This window comes from Actinomycetospora sp. ABD4_176 (assembly GCF_056311855.1).
This window is the reverse complement of sequence record NZ_CM149974.1, coordinates 1,595,766-1,619,640: the sequence shown is the minus strand read 5'-3', so window position 1 is coordinate 1,619,640 and position 23,875 is coordinate 1,595,766. Positions and strand designations below refer to the sequence as shown.

Annotated in this window: 25 protein-coding genes; 17 read left to right on the top strand and 8 right to left on the bottom strand. The window is 75.4% G+C overall.

Translation table 11 applies throughout. The annotated features are described in order from the left end of the window. Positions 1 to 34 precede the first annotated feature (34 nt). From ACYX4T_RS07885 to ACYX4T_RS07875, 3 genes are read left to right on the top strand one after another with little or no spacing between them, the layout of a single operon-like run. Entirely contained in the window at positions 35 to 544 is a 510-nt protein-coding gene (locus tag ACYX4T_RS07885) for an SRPBCC family protein (protein WP_476013998.1), read from the top strand. After that, positions 544 to 1,587 (top strand): LLM class flavin-dependent oxidoreductase, encoded by a 1,044-nt coding sequence (locus ACYX4T_RS07880; protein WP_476015212.1) that lies wholly within the window; start codon positions 544 to 546, stop codon positions 1,585 to 1,587. The genes ACYX4T_RS07885 and ACYX4T_RS07880 overlap by 1 nt, the downstream gene beginning before the upstream one ends. After that, on the top strand, positions 1,584 to 2,063 hold the full coding sequence (locus ACYX4T_RS07875; protein WP_476013997.1) for a winged helix-turn-helix transcriptional regulator: 480 nt from the start codon (positions 1,584 to 1,586) through the stop codon (positions 2,061 to 2,063). The genes ACYX4T_RS07880 and ACYX4T_RS07875 overlap by 4 nt, the downstream gene beginning before the upstream one ends. 20 nt (positions 2,064 to 2,083) lie before the next feature. Here ACYX4T_RS07875 and ACYX4T_RS07870 read toward each other — a convergent pair whose 3' ends face one another. The 3 genes from ACYX4T_RS07870 to ACYX4T_RS07860 form a co-directional block, all read right to left on the bottom strand. Next, entirely contained in the window at positions 2,084 to 2,563 is a 480-nt protein-coding gene (locus ACYX4T_RS07870; protein WP_476013996.1) for an SRPBCC family protein, read from the bottom strand. Between the two features lie 70 nt (positions 2,564 to 2,633). After that, positions 2,634 to 4,016 (bottom strand): PQQ-dependent sugar dehydrogenase, encoded by a 1,383-nt coding sequence (locus ACYX4T_RS07865; RefSeq protein WP_476013995.1) that lies wholly within the window; start codon positions 4,014 to 4,016, stop codon positions 2,634 to 2,636. 96 nt (positions 4,017 to 4,112) lie between these two features. Continuing rightward, positions 4,113 to 4,661 (bottom strand): PaaI family thioesterase, encoded by a 549-nt coding sequence (locus ACYX4T_RS07860; RefSeq protein WP_476013994.1) that lies wholly within the window; start codon positions 4,659 to 4,661, stop codon positions 4,113 to 4,115. 164 nt (positions 4,662 to 4,825) lie between these two features. On the opposite strand from ACYX4T_RS07860, the gene ACYX4T_RS07855 reads away from it, so the two are divergent. Genes ACYX4T_RS07855 through ACYX4T_RS07845 form a run of 3 tightly spaced genes read left to right on the top strand, consistent with a single transcriptional unit; the run spans position 4,826 to position 7,115 of the window. Beyond that, a complete protein-coding gene (locus ACYX4T_RS07855) occupies positions 4,826 to 5,587 on the top strand; it encodes a YebC/PmpR family DNA-binding transcriptional regulator (RefSeq protein ID WP_476013993.1) in 762 nt (253 codons plus the stop codon). A 38-nt stretch (positions 5,588 to 5,625) separates the two neighbouring features. Further along, entirely contained in the window at positions 5,626 to 6,126 is a 501-nt protein-coding gene (locus tag ACYX4T_RS07850; RefSeq protein WP_476013992.1) for a GNAT family N-acetyltransferase, read from the top strand. Beyond that, positions 6,123 to 7,115, top strand: a complete 993-nt coding sequence (locus ACYX4T_RS07845) for an endonuclease/exonuclease/phosphatase family protein (protein WP_476013991.1) — start codon at positions 6,123 to 6,125, stop codon at positions 7,113 to 7,115. Before ACYX4T_RS07850 ends, ACYX4T_RS07845 begins: the two co-directional genes overlap by 4 nt. Here ACYX4T_RS07845 and ACYX4T_RS07840 read toward each other — a convergent pair. Continuing rightward, the gene (locus tag ACYX4T_RS07840) at positions 7,099 to 8,202 is read right to left on the bottom strand and encodes a winged helix DNA-binding domain-containing protein (RefSeq protein ID WP_476013990.1); all 1,104 of its coding nucleotides are present in this window, start codon (positions 8,200 to 8,202) and stop codon (positions 7,099 to 7,101) included. The genes ACYX4T_RS07845 and ACYX4T_RS07840 overlap by 17 nt on opposite strands. Beyond that, complete coding sequence (locus ACYX4T_RS07835) at positions 8,199 to 8,465, bottom strand: acylphosphatase (RefSeq protein WP_476013989.1); 267 nt, start codon at positions 8,463 to 8,465, stop codon at positions 8,199 to 8,201. The genes ACYX4T_RS07840 and ACYX4T_RS07835 overlap by 4 nt, the downstream gene beginning before the upstream one ends. Positions 8,466 to 8,504: 39 nt before the next feature. Here ACYX4T_RS07835 and ACYX4T_RS07830 point away from each other — a divergent pair, with 39 nt between their 5' ends. Further along, positions 8,505 to 9,125, top strand: coding sequence for an alpha-ketoglutarate-dependent dioxygenase AlkB (locus ACYX4T_RS07830; protein WP_476013988.1), 621 nt, complete (start codon positions 8,505 to 8,507; stop codon positions 9,123 to 9,125). Positions 9,126 to 9,128: 3 nt separating this feature from the next. On the opposite strand, the gene ACYX4T_RS07825 is transcribed toward ACYX4T_RS07830, so the two are convergent. Both ACYX4T_RS07825 and ACYX4T_RS07820 read right to left on the bottom strand, forming a co-directional pair. Beyond that, positions 9,129 to 9,569: a hypothetical protein gene (locus ACYX4T_RS07825; RefSeq protein WP_476013987.1), complete on the bottom strand. Its 441-nt coding sequence runs from the start codon at positions 9,567 to 9,569 to the stop codon at positions 9,129 to 9,131. A 105-nt stretch (positions 9,570 to 9,674) separates the two neighbouring features. Further along, entirely contained in the window at positions 9,675 to 10,145 is a 471-nt protein-coding gene (locus ACYX4T_RS07820) for a nuclear transport factor 2 family protein (RefSeq protein ID WP_476013986.1), read from the bottom strand. 133 nt (positions 10,146 to 10,278) lie between these two features. Here ACYX4T_RS07820 and ACYX4T_RS07815 point away from each other — a divergent pair, with 133 nt between their 5' ends. From ACYX4T_RS07815 to ACYX4T_RS07775, 9 genes are all read left to right on the top strand, one after another. Continuing rightward, complete coding sequence (locus ACYX4T_RS07815; protein ID WP_476013985.1) at positions 10,279 to 10,845, top strand: crossover junction endodeoxyribonuclease RuvC; 567 nt, start codon at positions 10,279 to 10,281, stop codon at positions 10,843 to 10,845. After that, positions 10,842 to 11,690 (top strand): alpha/beta fold hydrolase, encoded by an 849-nt coding sequence (locus ACYX4T_RS07810; RefSeq protein WP_476013984.1) that lies wholly within the window; start codon positions 10,842 to 10,844, stop codon positions 11,688 to 11,690. The genes ACYX4T_RS07815 and ACYX4T_RS07810 overlap by 4 nt, the downstream gene beginning before the upstream one ends. A 358-nt stretch (positions 11,691 to 12,048) precedes the next feature. Further along, positions 12,049 to 12,693 carry a Holliday junction branch migration protein RuvA gene (ruvA, locus tag ACYX4T_RS07805; RefSeq protein WP_476013983.1) on the top strand — a complete coding sequence of 215 codons (645 nt, stop codon included), beginning with the start codon at positions 12,049 to 12,051 and terminating at the stop codon, positions 12,691 to 12,693. Between the two features lie 11 nt (positions 12,694 to 12,704). Next, positions 12,705 to 13,754 (top strand): Holliday junction branch migration DNA helicase RuvB, encoded by a 1,050-nt coding sequence (gene ruvB / locus ACYX4T_RS07800; protein ID WP_476015211.1) that lies wholly within the window; start codon positions 12,705 to 12,707, stop codon positions 13,752 to 13,754. Between the two features lie 68 nt (positions 13,755 to 13,822). Next, the gene (gene yajC, locus ACYX4T_RS07795) at positions 13,823 to 14,281 is read left to right on the top strand and encodes a preprotein translocase subunit YajC (protein WP_476013982.1); all 459 of its coding nucleotides are present in this window, start codon (positions 13,823 to 13,825) and stop codon (positions 14,279 to 14,281) included. 115 nt (positions 14,282 to 14,396) lie between these two features. Next, positions 14,397 to 16,253, top strand: a complete 1,857-nt coding sequence (gene secD / locus ACYX4T_RS07790) for a protein translocase subunit SecD (RefSeq protein ID WP_476013981.1) — start codon at positions 14,397 to 14,399, stop codon at positions 16,251 to 16,253. Then, positions 16,250 to 17,704 carry a protein translocase subunit SecF gene (secF, locus tag ACYX4T_RS07785; protein WP_476013980.1) on the top strand — a complete coding sequence of 485 codons (1,455 nt, stop codon included), beginning with the start codon at positions 16,250 to 16,252 and terminating at the stop codon, positions 17,702 to 17,704. Before secD ends, secF begins: the two co-directional genes overlap by 4 nt. Beyond that, the gene (locus tag ACYX4T_RS07780) at positions 17,701 to 18,261 is read left to right on the top strand and encodes an adenine phosphoribosyltransferase (RefSeq protein ID WP_476013979.1); all 561 of its coding nucleotides are present in this window, start codon (positions 17,701 to 17,703) and stop codon (positions 18,259 to 18,261) included. The genes secF and ACYX4T_RS07780 overlap by 4 nt, the downstream gene beginning before the upstream one ends. A gap of 295 nt (positions 18,262 to 18,556) precedes the next feature. Beyond that, positions 18,557 to 21,016 carry a RelA/SpoT family protein gene (locus ACYX4T_RS07775; RefSeq protein ID WP_476013978.1) on the top strand — a complete coding sequence of 820 codons (2,460 nt, stop codon included), beginning with the start codon at positions 18,557 to 18,559 and terminating at the stop codon, positions 21,014 to 21,016. Between the two features lie 3 nt (positions 21,017 to 21,019). Here ACYX4T_RS07775 and ACYX4T_RS07770 read toward each other — a convergent pair whose 3' ends face one another. Next, a complete protein-coding gene (locus tag ACYX4T_RS07770; protein ID WP_476013977.1) occupies positions 21,020 to 22,366 on the bottom strand; it encodes an AI-2E family transporter in 1,347 nt (448 codons plus the stop codon). A gap of 87 nt (positions 22,367 to 22,453) precedes the next feature. Between ACYX4T_RS07770 and pyk the strand changes: the two genes are divergently transcribed. Continuing rightward, the gene (gene pyk / locus ACYX4T_RS07765; RefSeq protein WP_476013976.1) at positions 22,454 to 23,872 is read left to right on the top strand and encodes a pyruvate kinase; all 1,419 of its coding nucleotides are present in this window, start codon (positions 22,454 to 22,456) and stop codon (positions 23,870 to 23,872) included. The last annotated feature ends 3 nt before the right edge of the window (positions 23,873 to 23,875 follow it).

The following is a 23,875-nucleotide window of genomic DNA, read 5'->3' as shown; positions in this document are numbered from 1 at the left end:
GTCGGGCGCGGACCCAGCCCGCTACGCTGCGGCGATGCGCTACGCCGACTGCCCCACCGTCGAGGCGTCCGTCCACGTCGCGGCCCCGCCCGCGCGGGTGTGGCCGCTGGTCCGGGACATCGGCGTCGTCGCCGAGACCTCCGAGGAGCTCCAGGAGGCGCACTGGCTGCCTGCCCCGGACGGGCCGGGCGAGGGCGAGGAGCCCTCGGTGGGTCACCGCTTCCGCGGCCGCAACGCCCACCCGCAGGCCGGGGAGTGGGAGACCGTCTCGACGGTCGTCGAGTGCGACGAGGCCCGCTGCTTCTCGTGGGTCGTCATGGACCCCGACAACCCCACCGCGACGTGGCGCTTCACGCTCACGCCCACCGCCGCCGGCACCGAGCTGCGCCAGTGGGCGCGGCTGGGGCCGGGGCCGTCGAACCTCACGTCGGTCATCGAGCGGATGCCCGACAAGGAGGAGCGGATCGTGGCCGGACGCGTGCGCGAGTGGCAGCGCAGCATCGAGCGCACGCTGGCCGGGATCAAGGAGCGCGCCGAGGCGTGATGCGCAGCGCCACGACGATCGAGGCCTCCGGCGCGCCGTGGGCCGAGACGGTCGACTTCGTCGTCGAGGCCGAGCGCCTCGGGCTCGACGTGTGCTGGGTCGCCGAGGCGTGGGGCTCCGACGCCCCGTCGCCGCTGGGCTACCTCGCCGCGCGCACCGAGCGGCTGCTGCTCGGGTCGGGCGTCGTGCAGGTGGGCACGCGGTCACCCGCGCTCATCGCGCAGACCGCGCTGACGCTGCAGACGATGTCGGAGGGCCGCTTCCTGCTGGGTCTCGGGAGCTCGGGGCCGCAGGTGCTCGAGGGACTGCACGGCGTGCCGTTCGCCCACCCGCTGGGGCGGATGCGCGAGACCGTGGAGGTGGTCCGCCGGGTGATGGCGGGGGAGAAGGTCCGCCACGACGGCCGGCACGTGACGGTGCCGCTGCCCGGCGAGGCCCGCCCGATGCGGGTGTCGGTGTCCGCCGAGCACCGCGTCCCCGTCTACCTCGCCACCCTGTCGCCGAGGATGCTGCACCTCACCGGGGAGGTCGCCGACGGCTGGCTCGGCACGAGCTTCGTGCCGGAGGGCGCGGCGACCTCGCTGGAGCCGCTCGCGGCGGGCGCGGCGGCCGCGGGGCGCACGCTGGCGGACCTCGACCTGTGTCAGGGCGCCGAGGTCGCCTTCGCGCGGGACGAGGCCGAGCTCGCCACGATGCTCGACGAGCGGCGGGCGGGCCTCGCGTTCAGTCTCGGCGGCATGGGCTCGGCGACGCGGAACTTCTACCACGACGCCTACGCCCGCCAGGGCTGGCGCGAGGTCGCCGCCGCGGTCCGCGGGCTGTGGCAGGCGGGGCGGCGGGAGGACGCGGCGGCCGCGGTGCCCCGGGACATGGTCGCCGCGACGACGCTGATCGGCACCGAGGACGCGGTGCGCGAGCGGCTGCGCGTGTGGCGTGCCGCGGGGATCACGACGGTGCGGCTCTACCCGGCGGGCGCCGACCTGGGCGAGCGGCTCGACACCCTGGCCCGGGCGATCGAGCTCGTACGGGAGGTGTCGGCATGACGGAGCCCCTGCGCTGGCGCGACCTCGACAGCGGCGCGTGCTCGATCGCGCGCACCATGACCGTGCTCGGCGAGCCGTGGACCGTGCTCGTCGTCCGCGACCTGCTCCACGGCGTCCGGCGGTTCGACGATCTCGTCGCCCACCTGGGGATCGCGCGCACGGTCCTCGCGCGGCGTCTCGCGCTGCTGGCCGAGGCGGGGCTGGTCGAGACCGCGGAGTACCGCGAGCCGGGGCGCCGGGCCCGTCGCGAGTACCGGCTGACCGCGGCCGGGCACGACCTGCGCCCGGTGCTCATGGCGCTCATGGAGTACGGCGACCGGCACCGCGCCGACGCGCCGCCGGTCGTCGTGCGCCACGAGGGCTGCGGCGAGCCGGTGACGCTGGTCGCCGAGTGCGCCGCCGGCCATCGCGTCGCCACCGGCGACCGGCTCCGCAGCACGCCGGGGCCCGGGGCGCGCGGCCCGGACCCCGGCTGACGTGTCGCGCGGGAGGTCGCTCAGGAGGTGGCGGCCTCGGAGACCTTGTCGATCGTCCGGCCCATCTGGTCCTCGGTGACCATCGGGAAGAAGCCCTTGAACTGGTCGTCCCGGACCCCGCTCCAGTCGTAGGTCTGGGTGACCTCGGTGCCGTTGCCCGACGGCTCGAGCCGCCAGCGCCAGACGTGGCCCTTGGCCTGCACGTCGCCGAGCTTGTCGGTGTAGCCGTCGAGCGGGTGCAGCTGCGGCGCCCACGCGATCTCGCGGTCCTGCTCGTAGGCGGTGACGGTGTTGAGCATCTGGTAGTCGCCCAGCGCGTCGTTGCGCATGTTCATGACGAACTGGTCACCGACGCCGCTGACCGTCGCGTTGCCGTCGACGCCCTGGAGCATGCCCGCGCCGTCGAACTCGTGGTGGCGCCCCGGCGTGGCCAGCAGCGAGAACAGCTGGTCGGGCTTGGCGTCGACGGTACGGGTGACGGTGATCTGGTCGTCGCTCATGGGTCCCCTCCCGTGGGTGGCGTGGCGCCCATCACGTGCCCGACGCGCCGGGGATCGAAACGGTTGGGCGCTACCGACCGGGCGGGGCGAGCCGGTAGACGGCCCCGGCCTCGTCGTCGGTCACGTAGACGGCGCCGTCCGGACCGGGGGCGGGGGCCACCGGGCGTCCCCACCGGGACCCGTCGGGCGCCTGGAAGCCGCCCACGAGGGTGCGCTGCCCGCCCAGCGTGCCGTTCTCCCAGGGGTAGAAGGAGACCTCCGGCGCGCGGGGCGCCTGCCGGTTCCACGAGCCGTGGACACCGACGACGGCGCCCAGCCCGTAGGGCGGGGGCAGCGTCGTGAACGCCAGCCCGAGGGGGGCCGAGTGCGCGCCCACCATCTGCTCGACGGGGCGCAGTGCCGCGCAGTCGAGCACGCGCCCGCCCGGGTTGGTCTCGGCGTCGGGCACCAGCGGGATGTCCGACGGGTCGACGGGGCTGTCGGGATCACCGGCGCGCACGTCGGGGTCGGGGTTGCAGTAGGGCCAGCCCAGGTCGCGACCCGGGAGGAGCCGTGCCAGCTCCTCGGGCGGGAGGTCGTCGACGTAGTCCGGGATGACGCGGCCGAAGTCTGACGGCCCGTTCCCGCGGTAGGGCCGGTCGTAGGGATAGGGGATGTTGTCGCGGTTGTTGACCGCGACCCAGACGCCGCCGTCGGGGGCCACGGCGAGGCCGGAGCCGTTGCGCACGCCGCGGGTGAACACCTCGGCCGGCCCGCCGCCCGGGGGCACGCGCAGGACCGCCGCGCGCTGCGGCGTGGCCTCCCGGTCCTCGGGGGAGACGTTGCCGGTGGAGCCGATCGAGACGTAGACCGCGCCGTCGGGACCGACCGTGACGTACTTGAGCGCGTGCGCGTACCGCCCGCGCAGCTCGGGGCTGCGCGCGTCCGGGAGGCCCTCCACCACCGTGGTCGGCGGGCCCAGCGTGCCGTCCCGGTACGGGTAGGAGCGGACGGCGTCGCTCTCGGCGATGTAGAGGCGGTCGCCGGCGAGCGCGAGCCCGTTGGGCTGGGTGAGCCCGCTGACGAGCGTGCTCGTGTCCGGTCCGCGGGGCCCCGGCGCCAGCCGCACGACCTCGCCGGCGTCGGGCCGCGACACCAGCAGCGCGCCGTCCGGGGCCCACGCCGGGGCACGGGCCCCCTCGACGCGCGCCCACACGGACAGCGTCCAGTCGGGAGGGACGAGGGCCTCGCGGGGGACGTCGAACGGGTCGGCGGCGAGTCCCGGCGGCACGCCCAGCGGGACCCGCACCAGGCCCTGGGTGGCGGCGCCCGCCGGAGCCGCCGGTGGTGCCTGGGGGCCCGGCGGCCCGGGCGCGAGCGCGGTCGTCTGCGCCCCGCAGGCGCTCGCCAGAGCGACCAGGGTGGTGGCCACCCCGGCGAGCAGGGTGCGCGTCACGCGGCGCTGCGCAGGCATCGAGGCCCTTCGTCGTCGGCAGAGGTGGCAGGGGAGTCCCGGCGTTGGGTCCCCGCCGACCCCAGCACAGCCGCTGTGACGTGTGCCTCCCGGGGATCAGCTGCGCATGATCAGACAGCTGGACGTCGCCTCGGCCACCAGCCGCCCGGCGCCGTCGACGATCTCCGCGCGGGCCAGCGCGGTGCTGCGCCCGGCGTGCACGACGTGGCCGGTGGCGCGGCAGGTGCCGGAGTCGGCGGTGAGGCGGCGCAGGAACTTCACCGACAGGTCGAGGCTGGTGTAGCCGACGCCGGCCTCGAGCGTGCTCTGCACGGCGCAGCCGGCCGCGGAGTCCAGGAACGTCGCGTAGACGCCGCCGTGCACCGAGCCGATCGGGTTGTAGTGATGCTCGGCGGGCTCGAACGCGAACACCACGCGCCCGCGCTCGACGGACTCGATCCCCCCGCCCACCAGCGTCATGATCGGCGGCGGGGGGAGCGTCCCGTCGGCCATGGCCCGCAGGAAGCCGAGCCCGTCGTGGCCGGCGGCCTGGGCGGCGAGCGCCCGGGGGTCGGACCAGGTGTGGGTGCGCTCGCGCGTGGTGACGTCCATCGGGCTCCCGTCGTCAGGCCTGGGTGTCGCATCGGTACTCAGCTGTGTCGGCACCGTACCGTCCCGGAGCGGCGGGGAGGACCTCGGTAGACTGGATCGTTGGATGCGTGCGCGGCGGTGAGCCGTGCGTCAGTGCCGTCAGGGCCGGCCGGGGCCCCCGGGAGCGGCGCCGCGGGAGGTCCCGCGAGAGGGACGCGCGAGACGAAGGGCGGGAGACGATGAGCGGCCACTCCAAGTGGGCGACCACGAAGCACAAGAAGGCCGCGATCGACGCGAAGCGCGGCAAGATGTTCGCGAAGCTGATCAAGAACATCGAGGTCGCGGCCCGCACCGGGGGCGGCGACCCGGCGGCCAACCCGACGCTCTACGACGCCATCCAGAAGGCGAAGAAGACCTCGGTGCCCAACGACAACATCGACCGCGCCGTCAAGCGCGGGTCGGGGGCCGAGGCCGGTGGCGCCGAGTACCAGGCGATCACCTACGAGGGCTACGCCCCGGGCGGCATCGCGGTGCTCATCGAGTGCCTCACCGACAACAAGAACCGCGCCGCCGGCGAGGTCCGCACGGCCATGAACCGCAACGGCGGCGCGATGGCCGACCCGGGCTCGGTGGCGTACCTGTTCAACCGCAAGGGCGTCATCATCGTCCCCAAGACGCAGGCGTCCGGCGATCTCGCCGAGGACGACCTCCTGCTCGCCGTGCTCGAGGCGGGCGCCGAGGAGGTCAACGACTACGGCGAGAGCTTCGAGGTGCTCACCGAGGCGTCCGACCTCGTCACCGTCCGCACCGCTCTGCAGGAGGCGGACATCGACTACGACTCCGCCGAGGTGTCGTTCGTGCCGTCGATGAACGTCGAGGTCGACGCGGACGGGGCCCGCAAGGTGCTGCGGATCATCGACGCCCTCGAGGACTCCGACGACGTCCAGAACGTCTACTCGAACTTCGACGCCTCCGACGAGGTCATGGCCGAGGTGGGCTGACGGTCGGTCGACGGTCGGCTGACGGGCGACCGCCCCCGATGGCCCCCGCGCCGTGCGTCGTCGCCGTCCTCGCGGCGGCCCACGCCGGGGAGGCGCTGACCGTGCAGTACGCGGCGTACCTCTCCGAGGCGCGCCGCTACGGCACCACCGAGATTCCGCCGCTGCGCGAGACGGTGGCCGAGCTGGCCGCCGACCTGCAGCGCCCCGACGTGCGGGCGTTCGGGGCGTGGGTCGGCGAGCGGCTGGTCGGGTCGGTGCGCCTGCGCGGGGCCGGCGCGGGCACGGGGACGGGGTGCGTCGAGCTCGCCCGCTTCTCCGTCGCGCCCGACGCCCAGGGCCACGGCATCGGACGCGCGCTCGTCGAGCGCGCCCACGCCGAGCTCGCCGCCGGCGACGTGAGCTGGCTGGTCACGGGCGCGCGCAGCGAGGAGAACCTGCGGCTCTACCGGCGCGCCGGCTACGCGGAGACCGGCCGGCTCGTCGACAGCGCCGGCGTGGAGCTCCTGCGCCTCGAGCGCGTGGCCCCGGCTCCCTCGTGAGCCGCGTGGTCGGCGCGCTGCTCGGGGTCGCCGCGGCGGCGGTGGCCGCCTGGGTGCCGTTCTGGTGGTGGGCGCCGACGGGCTCCCCGGTGGCCTTCGCGCTGCTGGCCCTCACACCGGTCGTCGCCGCGCTCGCGGCGCTGGTGGCGCTGCTCGCGGGGGCACTGCGCCGGTGGGCGTCCGCGGCCGTCGCGCTGGTGGCGGCCGTGGTCCTCGCGGCCGTCGTCGTCCCGCGGGCGATCGGCGACGGCGACCCGGCCGTCGCGCCGGGCCGTCCCGGCAGCACGACGGTGACCGTCGCGTCGGTGAACCTGCAGTTCGGCCGGGCGGACCCGGCGGCGGTGGTGGCGCTGGTCCGCGAGCACCGGGTCGACGTCCTCGGGCTCACCGAGCTGACGCCGGCGTCCGAGCGGGCCCTCGCCGCGGCGGGCCTGGCCGCGGAGCTCCCGTTCGTCAGCTCCCGGGCCCGCGACGGGGCGGGCGGCACCGCGCTGCTGGCCCGCCACCGGCTCGCGCCGTCGGGGATGGTGCTGCGCGAGGGCGTGTTCGCGCAGGTCGAGGGGCGGGTGCTGGGGCCGGGCGGACCGGTCGACGTCGTCGTCGCCCACCCGGCCGCGCCGGTCTTCCGCGGCGACCCGACCGGCTGGGCGCAGGAGATCACCGACCTCCCGGCGCCCGCGGGGTCGCCGGACGAGCCGCCGCGTCTCGTCGTCGGCGACCTCAACGCCACCCTCGACCACCGCCCGCTGCGCACGCTGCTCGCCGGCGGGTGGGACGACGCGGCGGACGCCGTCGGCGCGGGCCTGCGGGGCACCTGGCCGACCGACCGCGCCGTCCCGCCGTTCGCGACGATCGACCACGTCCTGGTGTCGGGCCGCGCGAGCCCGCTCGACGTGGTCACCCGCGAGCTACCCGGCACCGACCACGCGGGGCTGGTCGTCACCCTCGCCGTCGACGGCGCTCGACCCGGGGTCACCCCGGCGCCGTGAGCTCCCGGCCCAGCACGCGGCTCCACGTCGCGCGCTCGTCGTCCGGCACGGCGACGGGGGCCCCGAACGGGACGACGGCGAGGCGTCCCTCGTCGGCGCTCCAGGTGGCCACCACCCGGCCGTCGTCGACGACCACGGGCGCGATCCAGCCCGCGGCGCGGCTCACCTCCCGGCGGTGCTCCGGCGGCACGAGGTCGGGGTCGGCGGTGCCGGTCCCGAGCACGTACGGGTCGAACGGCCCGAGGAGCCGCACCCCGACGGGGTCGGCGGCGGCGAGGTCGTCGAGGTCGCCGGTGCGCGCGTACCGGGCCTCGCCGTCGACCGTGACCTCGGTGAGCGTGCCGTCGGCGACCAGCTCGGCGAACCAGCGCCGCAGCCGCGCCTTCGGGGTCCCGCCGCGCAGCAGCCACGCGTCGAACGCGGTGGGCGTCGCGGGCCCGTGCGCGGCGAGGAAGGCGGGCACGACCGTCCGCGCGGCCTCGTCGGGGTCGGGGAGGCCGGGCCAGGCGGCGACGGCGGTGCGCGGGCTCGTGAAGGTCACGCGGGTGCCGGCCGGCGGGCCGTGGCAGAGCAGGCCCTGCCAGGCCAGCGGCTTGAGCACCGCGCCCCACCCCGAGCCGAGCGCCGCGGAGAGGTCGGTGTGGCCGCTGTGCGCGACGAGGCCCGCGGTGAGCTCCTCGCGGGTGAGGACGGCACCGTCGGCGAGCACCTCGACCACCGCGGCCTCGAGCGCGCGCATCTGCTCGGCGGTCGCGAACTCTCGCTGCCACGCGCCCTTGTCCCAGGTCCGCGCCGCGGCGAGGAGCGCGAGCAGCGCGGGCGCCTGGTCGGCGGCGAGCAGGTGCAGCGTGCCGCGCGCCGCCCAGGTCCGGACGAGCGTCCCGGCCGCGAGCGCGGCGTCGACGGTGCCGCCGTCGGCGCGGCCCGCGGCCGTGCGCGACGCGACCGCCTGCGCCGCGGCCGAGGGCACCTGCGCCTGCACGCCGAGCAGCCGGCGGGCGATCGCCACCGGGCCCTCGCCGTCGCGCCCGGCGAGGTGCTGGCGGTGCAGGCGGAAGCGGCGGACCTGCGCCGCGGTGCTCCTCACGCCTCCTCGAACGACCGCGTCCCCTGCGGGTCGGTGTCGCTGACCTCGACGTCGCGGACCCGCGCCTGCGGTGACCCCTCGCGGGCCCAGGCGATCATCCGGTCGACGGCGTCGTCCTCGCCCTCGACGAGCATCTCGACGCTGCCGTCGTCGCGGTTGCGCACCCAGCCGGTGACGCCGAGCTCCGTCGCGGTGTCCCGCGCGCTCGACCGGTAGAAGACGCCCTGCACCTGCCCGTGGACGACGACGTGCTTGCTCGGCATGGTGGGCCTCCGATCGAACATGTGTTCTACTGGACGGCGATGACCGCAGCATGGACGCCCTCACTCTTCGGTGGGGGCGAGAGCGCCGAGGGCCCGGGCGTGGACCCGACGGTCGTGCCGCGGCGCATCGTCCTGGACGAGCGCTCGTGGGTCGACCTCGCCCCCGCCTGGATCACCGGGGCGGACGACTGGTTCGACACGATCGTCGCCGAGGCGCCGTGGGACCAGCGACGCCGCCGGATGTACGACCAGGACGTCATGGAGCCGCGGCTCACCTGCGGGTGGCGCATCCACGAGGCGCCCGACCCGATGCCCGCCGTCGCCGCGGCGCTCACCGCGCGGTACGGCGTGCGGTTCGACCGGGTGGGCGCCAACTACTACCGCCACGGCGACGACTCGGTGGCCTGGCACGGCGACCGGGTCCGCTTCACCCACGAGGCGCCGATCGTCGCGATCGTCTCGCTGGGCGCGCCCCGCCGGTTCGGGCTGCGGCCCCTGGCCGGTGGCGCCTCGACGCGGCTGACGGTGGCCGGGGGCGACCTGCTGGTCATGGGAGGGCGCTGCCAGCACGAGTGGCAGCACACGGTGCCGAAGTGGCCGGGCGCCGGCCCGCGGGTCAGCGTGACCTTCCGCCACGACGACCCGGGGCCGCGACCGTGACCGTCACCCGGTCGACGTGGCGGGAGCGACGCACTCGAGGTCCGGGCCCGGGGCGGCCGCGGTCTCCTCGACGAGCACCCGCCCGTCGAGCGTGATGCGGCACGTCACCGTCGAGCCCGGCGACACGTCGACCACCGAGACCGACATCTGCGGCGTGATCGTCCCCGGACCGGCGGGGACCCGGGCACGGAAAGGCAGCTGGTCGAAGGTCGGCGCGGAGCGGGCGGGCAGGTCGCCGACGAGGACATAGCTGCCGAACGCGGCGGCCCCGTCCGGGCCGTCGGCGGAGAACTCCACGAGGGGCACGGGTCCCGACGGCGGGGGCGAGGCGGCGCACCCGGCGCCGGCGGCGGAGACGAGGGCCAGGAGGGCGAGCGGGAACGCCGCCCGTCGCGCCGACCGCCCGACGCGGTCCCGCGTCCGTCCGCGACCTGTCTGCACCACGCCAGCCTCCCGACGTCCACGCCCGTGATCGACGTCACTCCGATGCCCCGACCGGCAGAGGTGCAACCTTGCGTCCGGCCGACGATCGGCGACCGGACGGGCGGCTCAGATCGGGATCTCGCTCGTGTCCCCGTCCGCGCGCGGGCCGTGCAGCCGGCGCTCCTCCTCGGCGATGCGGACGTCGTTGATGCTCGCCTCCCGCCGGGCCATGAGCCCGTTGTCGGCGAACTCCCAGTTCTCGTTGCCGTAGCAGCGCCACCACTGCCCGGCGGCGTCGCGGCACTCGTACTGGAAGCGCACGGCGATGCGGTGCCCACCGAAGGTCCACAACGACTTGCGCAGGACGTAGTCCCGCTCGCGCTCCCACTTGCGGGTCAGGAAGTCGACGACCTCCTGGCGGCCGGTGACCCACTCGTCGCGGTTCCGCCACACCGTGTCCACCGTGTAGGCCGGCGCGACCTTCTCGGGGTCGCGGGTGTTCCAGGCGTTCTCCGCGGCGAGCACCTTCGCCCGCGCCGCCTCCTCGTCGAACGGCGGGAACGGCGGGCGGGGCTCCTCGGTGGGGCTGTTGGTCACGGGTGGGTCCTCCTCGGGGCGGCGGCGGCGCGGCCAGCATGCCGATCCCGCGCTCGCCGGTCGATCACCGGGACACGCCGGTCCGGGGGACGAGGACCGGACCGGGGGCGGGGCGCCGCGTAGCGTCCCGGACATGCGGGTGCTGGGCGTCGACCCCGGGCTGACGCGGTGCGGTCTGGGCGTGGTCGAGGGCGGCGGCGGGCGCACGGTGCGCGCCGTGGCCGTCGACGTCGTCCGCACCCCGCCCGAGGCGGCGGTCGCCGAGCGCCTCGGCGCCGTCGCCGACGTCGTCGAGGCGTGGATCGCGGAGCACCGGCCCGACGTGGTCGCCGTGGAGCGCGTGTTCGCCCAGCACAACGTGCGCACGGTGATGGGCACCGCGCAGGTCGGCGGGGTCGTCGCGCTGGTCGCGGGGCGCGCCGGGCTGCCGGTCGCCTTCCACACGCCCAGCGAGGTGAAGGCCGCGGTCACGGGGTCGGGGCGCGCGGGCAAGGAGCAGGTCACGACGATGGTGACGCGGGTCCTCGCGCTCGAGGCCGCCCCGCGCCCCGCCGACGCCGCCGACGCCCTCGCGCTCGCGGTCTGCCACTGCTGGCGCGCCCCGATGATCGCGCGCATGGCGGAGGCCGAGGCCCGCGCCGCCGAGGTCGCGAAGCACCACCGCGCCCGCCTCGCCGCCGCCCGACGCGCCGCCCGGTGACCCTCGCCCACGTCACCTCGGCCGACGGCACCCGGCTCGCGGTCGAGACGGTGGGCGAGGGTCCGCCGCTGGTGCTGACGCCCGGCGCGCTGCAGGACCGGGCGAGCGTCCGGGTGCTCGCGCAGACCCTCGCCGACCGGGCGACCGTGCACCTCTGGGACCGCCGCGGCCGGGGCGACAGCGACGGCGTGCCCGACCCGTCGGTCGACGCCGGAGGCCCGGACGGCGAGGACCTGGTGGCCGCCGAGGTCGCGGACCTCGCCGCCGTCGTCGCCCACGCCACCCACGCCACCCACGCCGCCCATGCCGCTGGCGCCGGCGGTCCTCCGGCGCTCTACGGGCACTCGGCCGGCGCGGTCCTCGTGCTCGAGGCGGTGCTGCGGGGCGTCCCCGCGGGCCGGGTCGTGGCGCACGAGCCGCCGTGGCGCGGCGCCGGCTCCGCGCCCCGCAGCACCCTCGCCGACGCCGTGCTCGCGGCCCTGCGCGCGGGCCGGGACGACGACGCCGCGGCCGCGTTCCTCGACGGCTTCCCGGCGGCGGCGCCCGCCCCGGTCGCGCGCCTGCGCACCACCCCGTTCTGGGCGCGCACCGTCGCCCTGGCCCCGTCGTTGCCGTGCGACGTCGCGCTCGTCGCCCGCGGTCCCGTCCCCGCCGACCGGCTCGCCGGACTCGGCGTGCCGCTGCTCGCCCTCGACGGCGGGGCGAGCCCGGACTGGGTGCGTGACGCCGTCGCGGCCGTGGCCGCCGCCGTCCCCGGCGCCGCGCGGCGCACCCTGCCCGACCAGGCCCACATCGTGCTCCCCGCCGTCCTGGCCCCGGTGCTCGCGGAGTTCCTCCTCGGGTGAGGGGCACGTGCCGCACGATCGACAGCGTTCGGCGCCTGCGGACCGTGCCCCTCGCCAGCACCGGTGACACTCCGGAGAGATCGTTGTGGAGAGGTCCCGCCGGCGGCATCGCCCACGCGCCACCGCCACCCGTCGGCGGACGACCGCTCTGCGGGGTGCTCTCCACGTCGATCTCTCGAGAGTGTCGTGGGCGTCGCGCGCCCCGAGCGGCACGTTTCGCACGATCGACGCGCCCCGGCGCCCGACGACCGTGCCCCTCGCCCGTCAGGGCGCCCGGGCGCGGCGGTCCCCGGGAGCGTCGGGGGCGGCCGGTAGCCTTCGAACGTCTGTTCGTCGGGTGGGACCGGAGGGCCGTGCGGTGATCTCGTCGGTGCGGGGGGAGGTCCTGGCGGTCGGGCTCGACCACGCCGTGGTGGAGGTCGGCGGGGTGGGGCTGGCGGTCCAGGCCACGCCGGCGACGCTCGCGCGCCTGCGCCGCGGCCAGCAGGCGCGGCTGGACACCGCGCTGGTGGTCCGGGAGGACTCGCTGACGCTCTACGGGTTCGCCGACGCCGCCGAGCGCGAGATGTTCCTGCTGCTCCAGACGGTGTCCGGGGTGGGGCCGCGGGTCGCGCTGGCGACGCTGGCGGTGCTCGACCCTGGGGCGCTGAGCCACGCGCTCGCCGACGGCAACCTCACGACGCTGATGAGCGTGCCGGGCATCGGGCGCAAGGGCGCCGAGCGGCTGGTCGTCGAGCTGCGCGACAAGGTCGCCCCACCGAGCCCCGCCGACGCCGACGGCGCCGACGGCGAGGTGGCGAGCAGCCCGGTCGCCGCCGGCACGCTGCGCGACCAGGTCGTCGAGGCGCTCGTCGGCCTCGGCTTCGCCGCCAAGCCCGCCGAGAAGGCCGTCGACGAGGTCCTGGGCAGCACCGGCAGCACCGGCAGCACCGGCAGCAACGGCACCTCCGACTCGTCGGCCGTCCTGCGCGCCGCGCTCTCCCGTCTCGGGCCGGCGCGGTGAGCGACCACGATCTGGAGGGCAGCCTCCGGCGCGCCCTCGACGCGGGGGTCGAGGACGGCGAGGGCGACCTCGAGAACCGCCTGCGCCCCGCCCGGCTCGCGGAGTTCATCGGCCAGCCCCGGGTGCGCGAGCAGCTCGACCTCGTGCTCCAGGGCGCCCTGCGCCGCGGCGCCCCGCCGGACCACGTGCTGCTCTCGGGCCCGCCCGGGCTGGGCAAGACGAGCCTCTCGATGATCATCGGGCACGAGCTCGGCAGCGCCGTGCGCATCACCTCGGGCCCGGCGCTGGAGCGCGCCGGCGACCTGGCGGCGATGCTGTCGAACCTGCTCGAGGGCGACGTCCTGTTCATCGACGAGATCCACCGCATGGCCCGGCCCGCCGAGGAGATGCTCTACCTCGCGATGGAGGACTTCCGCGTCGACGTCGTGGTCGGCAAGGGGCCCGGGGCGACGTCGATCCCGCTGGACGTCGCCCCGTTCACGCTGGTCGGGGCGACGACGCGCGCCGGCGCGCTCACCGGCCCGCTGCGCGACCGCTTCGGCTTCACCGCGCACATGGAGTTCTACGAGCCCAGCGACCTCGAGCAGGTGCTCACCCGCAGCGCCCGCATCCTCGAGGTCGACCTGCGCCCCGACGGCGCCCGCGAGATCGCCGGGCGGTCGCGGGGGACGCCGCGCATCGCCAACCGCCTGCTGCGCCGCGTGCGCGACTACGCCGAGGTGCGCGCCGACGGGGCGGTCACGCGCGAGGTCGCCCGGTCCGCGCTGGCCGTCTACGACGTCGACGAGCTGGGTCTCGACCGGCTGGACCGTGCCGTCCTCGGGGCGCTCGTGCGGAGCTTCGGCGGCGGGCCGGTGGGGGTGTCGACCCTCGCGGTGGCCGTGGGCGAGGAGCCCGGCACGGTCGAGGAGGTGTGCGAGCCCTACCTCGTGCGCGCCGGGATGCTCGCCCGGACACCGCGTGGGCGCGTCGCGACCCCCGCGGCGTGGCGCCATCTGGGGCAGGAGCCCCCCGCCGACCGGAGCGATGACGACCGGGGCCAGGGGACCCTGTTCGCCTGAGCTGGCAGACTCGGAAACGGACAGTGCGGGGTGCGAGACCGAAGCGCCCGCCCGGTGATCGGAGAACGATGGACCTGATCTTCCCCCTGCTCATCCTGTTCATGATCGGTCTGGTGTTCATGTCCAGCCGGCAGCGCAAGAAGCAGGAGAACCAGCAGAAGGACCTGCAGAACAGCCTGCACGTCGGCGATGTGGTCGTCATGACGTCCGGCATCAGCGGCACGGTGGTCGACGTCGACGACGAGCGCACCATCGACCTCGAGATCGCCCCGGACGTCGTCACCACCTGGCTGCGCGCCGCGGTGCGCGAGAAGCTCGTGGCCGAGGACGCCGTGGTCGACGCCGACGCCGACGGTGACGCCGCCGACGCCGACGCGCTGCCCGAGTCGTCGGTGTCCACCGGGTCCACGGCCGTCGACCCCGCGCCGAAGGCGGACACGAGGGACGGCGCGGACGTCACGGCGGACACCTCCTCGAGCACCTCGGCCGGGACCACCGACAACGTCTCCTCGCCGCGCTCGTCCTGACGCTGCGCACGACCGGTAGCGGGCGGGGCGGCGCGGGGAGCGTCGGACCCGGCGCCTACCCTCGCGTCGAGCCCCTCCCCGGCTGACCCCACCCGACCTCCTGGAGCAACGCAGCGTGGCCCCTCCGACCGTCCGGTTCTCGCCCGGGCGCTACCTCGCCGCCTTCGTGGTGATCGTGGCGGCGCTCTACGGGCTGGTGTTCTTCACCGGGGACGGGTCGCCGACGCCGAAGCTCGGCATCGACCTCCAGGGCGGCACGCGGGTGACGCTCACAGCGCGTACCGAGACCGGTGTCGCGCCGACCAACGAGCAGCTGAACCTCGCGCGCCAGATCATCGACCAGCGCGTCAACGGTCTCGGCGTCAGCGGTGCCGAGGTCGTGCAGAGCGGCAACAACATCGTCATCACCGTGCCCGGCCAGGAGGGCGACCAGGCCCGGTCGCTGGGGCAGACCGCGCGGCTGTACTTCCGCCCGGTGATCGGCGGTCCGATCCCGGCGCAGCAGCCGGGCCAGCCCGGGCAGCCGGGCCAGCCCGGCGCGCCCCCGGAGGGTGCGGCGACACCCGGCGGCGCGACCGGCGCCGGCACCCCCGGGCAGACCCCGGCGGGGCAGAGCGCCCCGATCGCCGCGCCGGAGCAGCCGCCGGTCCCGACGCCGCCCCCGCCGGGCGGCGGGGAGGCCGGTGGCGGCACGTCGCAGGACCCGCGCCAGGCGCAGGCGATCGCCGAGGCCAAGGCGACCCGGCAGAGCGAGGACCCCGCGGTCCAGGAGCAGGCGGCGCTGGCGCTCGACTGTTCGGTCGAGGACCCGCTGCGCGGCTACGACGACCCGGCCCGGCCGCTCGTGACGTGCAACCGCGAGGGCACCGAGAAGTACCTGCTCGGCCCCGCGATCCTCTCGGGCACCGACATCGCCAGCGCGACGCCCGCCCCGAACCCCCAGGGCGTCGGCTGGATCATCAACCTCGCCTTCGAGAGCGGGCAGCCGTCCGACACCTGGGCCGACTACACCAGCGCGAACGTCAACAACCTGAACGCGGTGGTGCTCGACTCGCAGGTCGTCTCGGCGCTGCGCATCGTGCAGCCCCTGCTCGACGGCAACGCGCAGATCTCGGGCAACTTCAACCAGCAGTCGGCCACCGACCTCGCCAACATCCTTCGCTACGGGTCGCTGCCGCTGTCGTTCGACGTCTCCGAGGCCCAGACCGTCTCGGCGACCCTCGGGCTCGCCTCGCTGCAGGCCGGGTTGATCGCGGGTCTCGTCGGCCTCGCGCTGGTCTTCCTGTACTCGCTGTTCTACTACCGCGCGCTCGGCGTGCTGACGATCCTGTCGCTGATCCTGTCCGGGCTCGTCGTCTACGCCGTGCTCGTGCTGCTCGGGCGCGGGATCGGCTTCACCCTCGACCTGGCCGGCGTCGCCGGGTTCATCGTCGCCATCGGCATCACGGCCGACTCGTTCGTCGTCTTCTTCGAACGGATCAAGGACGAGGTCCGCGAGGGACGCAGTTTCCGGTCGGCGGTGCCGCGCGGGTGGGTGCGGGCGCGGCGCACGATCCTGTCCGCCGACGCGGTGAGCTTCATCGCCGCCGTCGTGCTCTACGCGCTGGCCGTCGGCCAGGTCAAGGGCTTCGCGTTCACCCTCGGCATGTCCACGGTCCTCGACCTCATCGTGGTGTTCCTCGTGACGCACCCTCTGCTCGCCCTCGCGTCGAACTCCCGACTGTTCTCGAGCCCGGCGTGGTCCGGGCTCGGGAAGGCCGCGCGCGCCGCGCCACGGTCCGGCTCCGGGCCACCGCGCCCGGGCGGGCGGCGCCCGGCGGGCCGGTCGGGCACCGCGAGCCGGTCGGGCACGGGCTCGTCGGGCACGGGCTCGTCGGGCTCGGGTTCGTCCGGTACCGGCTCGTCGGGTTCCGGCGCCCGCGCCGGCGCCGGCACCGCTCGCGGCCGCACCCAGCGCGGGGGTGACCGATGACCCACTCCACCGGCCCCACCGGACGCCGGCCCCAGTTCGCGACCGGCACGGGCGAGCCCGTCGACGGCGACCGTCCCGACGAGCTGGACCGCGACGACCTCGCCGACCGCGACGACACCGACGAGCCCGCCGAGGACCTCGACGACGCCCGCGAGGACGCCGCCGACGAGGCCGCGGCGTCGCGCACGCCGCGCCGGCGCAGCCGGCTCGACGCGCTCTACCGCGGCAACGGCGGTCTGGACATCGTCGGGCGCTCGAGGACCTGGTACGCGATCTTCGGTGCCGCGATCGTCATCTGCGTCCTGTCGATGGTCATCCGGGGCTTCAACTTCGGCATCGACTTCGAGGGCGGCACCAGCGTCCAGCTGCCCGCCACGGGCGCGAACGGCCCCATCTCCACGAGCCAGGTCGAGGAGACCTACCAGCAGGCGCTGGGCTTCCCGGCCACCACCGTGCAGAGCGCCGGTCAGGGCGACACCGCGACGATCATCATCCGGTCCGAGCGCCTCGAGATCGGGCAGGTCGTGGCGCTGCGGGAGGCGCTGTTCGAGCGGTTCCAGCCGCTGGGCACCACGGGGGCGCCCGACCCGAACTCGATCTCCGACAGCGCGGTCAGCGCGAGCTGGGGCGGGGAGATCACGCAGCAGGCGCTCATCGCGCTCGCGGTGTTCCTCGTGCTGGTGACGATCTACCTGTCGTTCTACTTCGAGAGACGCATGGCCTTCGCGGCCCTGGTGGCGCTGGCCAACGACATCATCATCACCGCCGGCGTGTACTCGCTGGTCGGCTTCGAGGTGTCGCCCGCGACGGTCATCGGCCTGCTGACCATCCTCGGGTTCTCGCTCTACGACACCGTCGTCGTGTTCGACAAGGTCCGGGAGAACACCCGCGGCCTGCTCGGGCTCACGCGGCGCACCTACGCCGAGGCCGCGAACCTCGCGGTCAACCAGACCCTCATGCGGTCGTTGAACACCTCGCTCATCGCCGCGCTCCCGCTGATCGGGCTGTTCGTGATCGGCGTGGTGCTGCTCGGCGTCGGCGTGCTCGGGGACCTGGCGCTGGTCCAGCTCGTCGGCACCATCGTCGGGGCGGCGTCGTCGGTGCTGCTCGCGACGCCGATCGTGGCGGACCTCGCGATGCGCGACAGGCGCTGGGCCGCGCAGGCCGAGAAGGTCGCGGCGCGGCGGGCCAAGGCCGCGCGCCGGGCGTCGTCGCCCGCGGCCGACGGCGAGGGGTCGGGCACCCCGGCCACCCCGGCGGGGGCGGGCACCGGGGCCGGCTCCGGTCCCAGCACCGACGTCCTCGACACCCGCGAGGTCGCCGCGGCCGGGGCGGGCCGGTCGAGTGCGCCGCGGGCCGGCAGCCGGGCCGCCACCGGCGCGGGCGCGCCCCGCCCGGGCGCGCGGCCCGCGGGCAAGGCCGGGCGGCCGTCGGGCAAGCGGCGCCGGTGAACCCCGACACGGTGGACACGGCCGCCGACACCGACCTCGACGTCGTCGCCGGGCTCCTGCGCGACGTCCCGGACTTCCCGACGCCGGGCATCCGGTTCTGGGACCTGTCCGCCCTGCTCGCCGACGGCCCCGGGCTCGCCGCGACCACCCGCCTGCTCGCCGCGAGCGCGGGGGAGGGCGACCACGCCGCCGACGTCGTCGTGGGCATCGAGGCCCGGGGGTTCCTGCTCGGCGCGGCGGTGGCGCACGCGCTCGGCGTGGGCGTCGTGGCGGTGCGCAAGCAGGGCAAGCTCCCGGTGGTGGCCGCCCGCCGGTCCTACGACCTGGAGTACGGGTCGGCGACCCTCGAGCTCCCCGCCGAGGTCCTGCGCCCCGGGGAGCGGGCCCTGCTGGTGGACGACGTGCTCGCCACCGGCGGCACGGCGGCCGCGGCGTGCGAGCTGGTCGAGGGCGCGGGGGCGGAGGTCGCGGCGATCTCCATGGTGCTCGAGCTGCCCGCCCTCGGCGGGCGCGCGCGGCTGGGCGACCGGCCCGTGCACACCCTCCTCGCCCGCTGAGCGCACGCGCCCGTGCCGCCGACCGCAGGCACGCCGGCCGGACCGGAGCAGCGCACCGCGACCGTCGGCCCGCTCCTCGCGCGGTGACCGACGGCCGCCGGACCGCCCGCCGCAGCCCGGGGCCGCCCCGACCGTGGCGATCGTCGTCACCCACGCGTACCGATCGCGGGCGACCGATGGCCCGATCGGGCCCCGACCGTCCGGACACGTCGCCCCGGCGGAGATATCCTGGATGGATTCCGGGCGCCACGGCACACGAGTGCGGCGGGCCGCCCGGAGGGGAAGGGGACGACGCGTGAGCCAGGACGTCGACGCCGCAGGCACCGGGCCGGGCTCCCCGCGCGCCACGAGCACCGGGTCCGGCCCCGCCGACGCGTCCTCGGCCTCCGAGGACGCCGTCCTCGACGCCGCCGGCCTCTCGCCCGCGCGGCCCGTCGGCCCCACCCGCCCGCCGTCGGCCACGCGCCGCGTGCGCGCCCGCATCGCCCGGCGCATCACCGCCCAGCGCTCGGGCGCGGTCAAGCCGGTGCTCGAGCCGCTGGCCGCGGTGCACCGCGAGCTGCACCCCTCGGCGGACATGGGCACGCTGCAGCGCGCCTACGACACCGCCGAGCGCTTCCACGACGGCCAGATGCGCAAGAGCGGCGACCCGTACATCACCCATCCGCTGGCCGTCGCCACCATCCTCGGCGAGCTCGGGATGGACACGACGACGCTGGTCGCGGCCCTGCTGCACGACACCGTCGAGGACACCGCCTACTCGCTGGACAAGCTCTCGGCCGACTTCGGCGCCGAGGTCGCCCACCTCGTCGACGGCGTCACCAAGCTCGACAAGGTCCAGCTCGGCGCGGCCGCCGAGGCCGAGACCATCCGCAAGATGGTGGTCGCGATGGCGCGCGACCCGCGCGTGCTCGTCATCAAGCTGGCCGACCGGCTGCACAACATGCGCACGATGCGCTTCCTCAAGCCCGAGAAGCAGGCGAAGAAGGCCCGCGAGACCCTCGAGGTGCTCGCGCCGCTGGCCCACCGCCTCGGGATGTCGACGGTCAAGTGGGAGCTCGAGGACCTCGCCTTCGCGATCCTGCACCCCAAGCGCTACGACGAGATCGTGCGCCTGGTCGCCGACCGGGCGCCGAGCCGCGACACCTACCTGCGCACGGTGATCGACGAGGTCTCCGGGCAGCTGACCGAGGCGCGGGTCAAGGCCGAGGTGCTCGGACGGCCGAAGCACTACTACTCGATCTACCAGAAGATGATCGTCAAGGGGAAGGACTTCGACGACATCCACGACCTGGTGGGCGTGCGGGTGCTCGTCGAGGACGTCCGCGACTGCTACGCCGCGATGGGCATGGTCCACGCGCTGTGGCAGCCGATGCCCGGGCGGTTCAAGGACTACATCGCCCAGCCGCGCTTCGGCGTCTACCAGTCCCTGCACACCACGGTGATCGGGCCGGACGGGCAGCCGCTCGAGGTGCAGATCCGCACCCACGAGATGCACCGCACCGCCGAGTACGGCATCGCCGCGCACTGGCGGTACAAGGAGACCAGGAGCGGGGGCGCGCACAAGAACGGCTCGGCCGGCTCCGCCGGTGACGGCACCCTCGAGCTCGACGAGATGGCCTGGATGCGCCAGCTGCTCGACTGGCAGCGCGAGGCCGCGGACCCCGGCGAGTTCCTCGAGTCCCTGCGCTACGACCTCGCCACCCGCGAGATCTTCGTGTTCACGCCGAAGGGCGACGTGATCACGCTGCCCAGCGGGTCGACGCCGGTCGACTTCGCGTACGCCGTGCACACCGAGGTCGGCAACAAGTGCATCGGCAGCCGCGTGAACGGCCGCCTGGTCGCGCTCGAGCGCGAGCTCGAGAACGGCGAGGTCGTCGAGATCTTCACGTCGAAGGCCGAGGGTGCCGGGCCGTCGCGCGACTGGCTGTCGTTCGTCGCCTCGCCGCGGGCCAAGCAGAAGATCAAGCAGTGGTTCGCCAAGGAGCGCCGTGAGGAGGCGATCGAGGGCGGCAAGGAGGCCATCACCCGCGAGGCGCGGCGCACCGGCCTGCCGCTGCAGCGCCTCGTCTCCGCCGACTCGATGGGCGCGCTCGCCCACGAGCTGCACTACCAGGACGTCTCCGCGCTCTACGCCGCCGTCGGCGAGCACCACGTCTCGGCGCGCCACGTGGTCCAGCGCCTCGTCGCCCTGCTCGGCGGGGTGGAGCAGAACGAGGAGGAGCTCGCCGACCGCGCGACGCCGTCGACGGTCCAGCGCCGGCGCGGCACCGGCGACGTCGGCGTCGTTATCGACGACATGGACGGCAGCGGGGGGTCCGACGACTCCTCCGACGTCTGGATCAAGCTGGCGCGGTGCTGCACGCCGGTCCCGGGCGACGGCATCCTCGGCTTCGTCACCCGCGGCGGCGGGGTCAGCGTGCACCGCACCGACTGCACCAACGCCGACGAGCTGCGCAGCGAGCCCGAGCGCCTGGTCAACGTCCACTGGGCGTCGTCGTCGAGCGCGCTGTTCCTCGTCGCGATCCAGGCCGAGGCGCTCGACCGGCACCGCCTGCTCTCCGACATCACCAAGGTCCTCGCCGACGAGAAGGTCAACATCCTCTCGGCGTCGGTGACCACGTCCCGCGACCGCGTGGCGGTGAGCCGCTTCTCGTTCGAGATGGGCGACCCCAAGCACCTCGGTCACGTGCTCAAGGCCGTCCGCAACGTCGAGGGCGTCTACGACGTCTACCGGGTGACGTCGGCGAGCTGAGGCTCACCCGTCGACCCTGGTGGCGCGGCGCCGGAAGAGGCTCGCGATGCGCCCGCGCAGGTGGCCGGGGGTGGGTTCGACGTCGAGCCACTCGGGGCGTCCGGAGCGCGGGTCGAGCGGGTTGACCGTCGCCGGGTCGACCTCGCCGTCCGTGGGGCGGACCAGCGAGCGGACGCCCGCGTCGACCACCGTCACCAGCGGCACCGCCAGGAGCGCGCCGGGGATGCCGGCGATCACCAGGCCGCACGCGATGGGCAGGACGACGGCGAGCGGGTGCAGCTTGATCGATCGCCCGAGCAGCAGGGGCTGGAGGATGTAGCCCTCGATGTTCTGCACGACGAGCAGGAGCAGGACGACGAGCAGCGCGTCGGTCAGCCCGCCGCTGACCAGGGCGACGAGCACGGCGACGACGCCGGTGACGACCGCGCCGAGGGTCGGCACGAAGGCGCCGAAGAAGATCAGCGCCGCGAGCGGGACGGCCAGGGGCACCCCGATGAGCCACAGGCCGACGCCGGCGGTGACCGCGTCGGCGGCCGCGACGAGCACCGTGGCCCTCGTGTAGCCGACGAGCGAGGCGAACGCCCGGCGGCCGGCGACGTCGGCACGGTCGCGCGCGGCCTTCGGGACGCCGGCGAGCACGAAGCGCCAGACGATGCCGCCGTCGTAGACCAGGAAGATCAGCGTGAACAGCGTCAGCAGCATCTCGGTGATCAGCTCGCCGAGCGTGCCGACGGCGCCGAGCGCGCTGGTGGCGAGCGTCGCCTGGCTGGACTGGAGATAGGCGATGGCCTGGTTGCCGATCGCGGTGAACTGCTCGTTGTTGAGCCCGAGCGGCCCGGTCCGCAGCCACTCCTGGATGCCGGTGAGGCTCGCGGTGAGCTGGGTCGTCAGGTCGGGCAGGCCGGAGATGAACGCCAGCACGACGCCGTAGAACACGCCGCCGACGAGCGCGATCCCGGCGAAGAGGACCAGCGCGGTGGCCAGCGCGTGCGGCACGGGGCCGAACCGTCGCGACAGCGCGTGGGCCTCCGGGGCGAGCAGGGAGGCGGCGATGACCGCGAGCACCACCGGGATGAGCACCGCCTGCAGCAGTCCCATGACGTAGAGGACCGCGTAGCCCGCCGCGGCGAGCAGCAGCACGCGCCACGCCAGGCCGCTGGCGATCTCCAGGGCGACCGGGACCTCCCAGCGCCGCGCCGGTCGCACGACCGCCGCCGGCCCGCGGTCGACGGTGGCGCCGGTGACCCCGCCCGTCGCGCCGCCGGGCAGGTCGCCGATGTCGCGGGGCGGACCTGCGGCGGCGGCCGGTCCCGGGTCGTCGGGACCCTGGGGTGGGGCTGCCGCGCTCATCGGCTCACCGTAGTCGGGCGTCCGCCCGTCGGCTCCGCGTCGGCCGGAGCACTGCTGGATCGGTGCAGTGCTGGCTAGCATGGGGCCGTGAGTCGACGAGCCAAGATCGTGTGCACGCTGGGGCCCGCGACCTCCACCCCGGAGGCCGTCCGCGACCTCGTCCGCGCCGGGATGGACGTCGCCCGGCTCAACTTCAGCCACGGCACCCACGCCGAGCACCAGCGCGTCTACGGGCTCGTGCGCGAGGCGGCGGACGCCGAGGGCCGCGCGGTCGGCATCCTCGCCGACCTCCAGGGCCCGAAGATCCGTCTGGGGACGTTCGCCGACGGTCCGCAGACGTGGGCGACCGGCGAGACGGTGCGCATCACCACCGAGGACGTCGAGGGCTCCCACGACCGGGTCTCCACCACCTATTCCGGCCTCGCCGACGACGTCCGCGCCGGCGAGTCCCTGCTGGTCGACGACGGCAACGTGGCCCTCGAGGTCACCGCGGTCGAGGGCCGCGACGTCGTCGCCCGCGTGGTCGAGGGGGGCCGGGTCTCCGACCACAAGGGCATCTCGCTGCCCAACACCGCGGTGTCGGTGCCGGCGATGAGCGAGAAGGACGAGGCCGACCTGCGCTTCGCCCTCGGGCTGCGCGTCGACATGATCGCCCTGTCGTTCGTCCGCTCGCCCGCCGACGCCGAGCTCGTCCACAAGATCATGGACGAGGTGGGCGCGCGTCTGCCGGTGATCGCGAAGCTCGAGAAGCCCGAGGCGGTCGACGCGCTCGAGGCGATCGTGCTGGCGTTCGACGCGATCATGGTGGCCCGCGGCGACCTGGGCGTGGAGCTGGCGCTCGAGGACGTGCCGCTGGTGCAGAAGCGGGCGGTGCAGATCGCGCGCGAGAACGCCAAGCCGGTGGTCGTCGCGACCCAGATGCTCGAGTCGATGATCCACAACTTCCGGCCGACCCGCGCCGAGGCCTCGGACGTCGCCAACGCGGTGCTCGACGGGGCGGACGCGGTGATGCTCTCGGGCGAGACGAGCGTCGGCGAGTACCCCATCGAGACGGTGTCGACGATGTCGCGCATCGTCGCCGCGGTCGAGGTCGGCCCGGCGTCGGTGCCGCCGATCCAGCACGTGCCGCGCACCCAGCGGGGCGTGGTCACCACGGCGGCGCGCGACATCGGCGAGCGCCTCAACGCCCGCGCGCTCGTGGCGTTCACGCGCACCGGCGACACGGTCCGGCGCCTCGCGCGGCTGCACACCCGGCTGCCGGTGCTGGCGTTCACCCCGATCCCCGAGGTCCGCAGCCAGCTCGCGCTCTCGTGGGGCGTGGAGACGTTCCTCGTGGACTGGGCCGACACCACCGACGCGATGATCCGGCAGGTCGACGCGTGCCTCCTCGAGATCGGGCGTTTCGCGGCGGGCGAGCTCGTGGTCATCGTGTCCGGCTCGCCGCCCGGCACCGTCGGCAAGACCAACCTGCTGCGCGTGCACAAGATCGGCGAGGACACCCGCTGACCC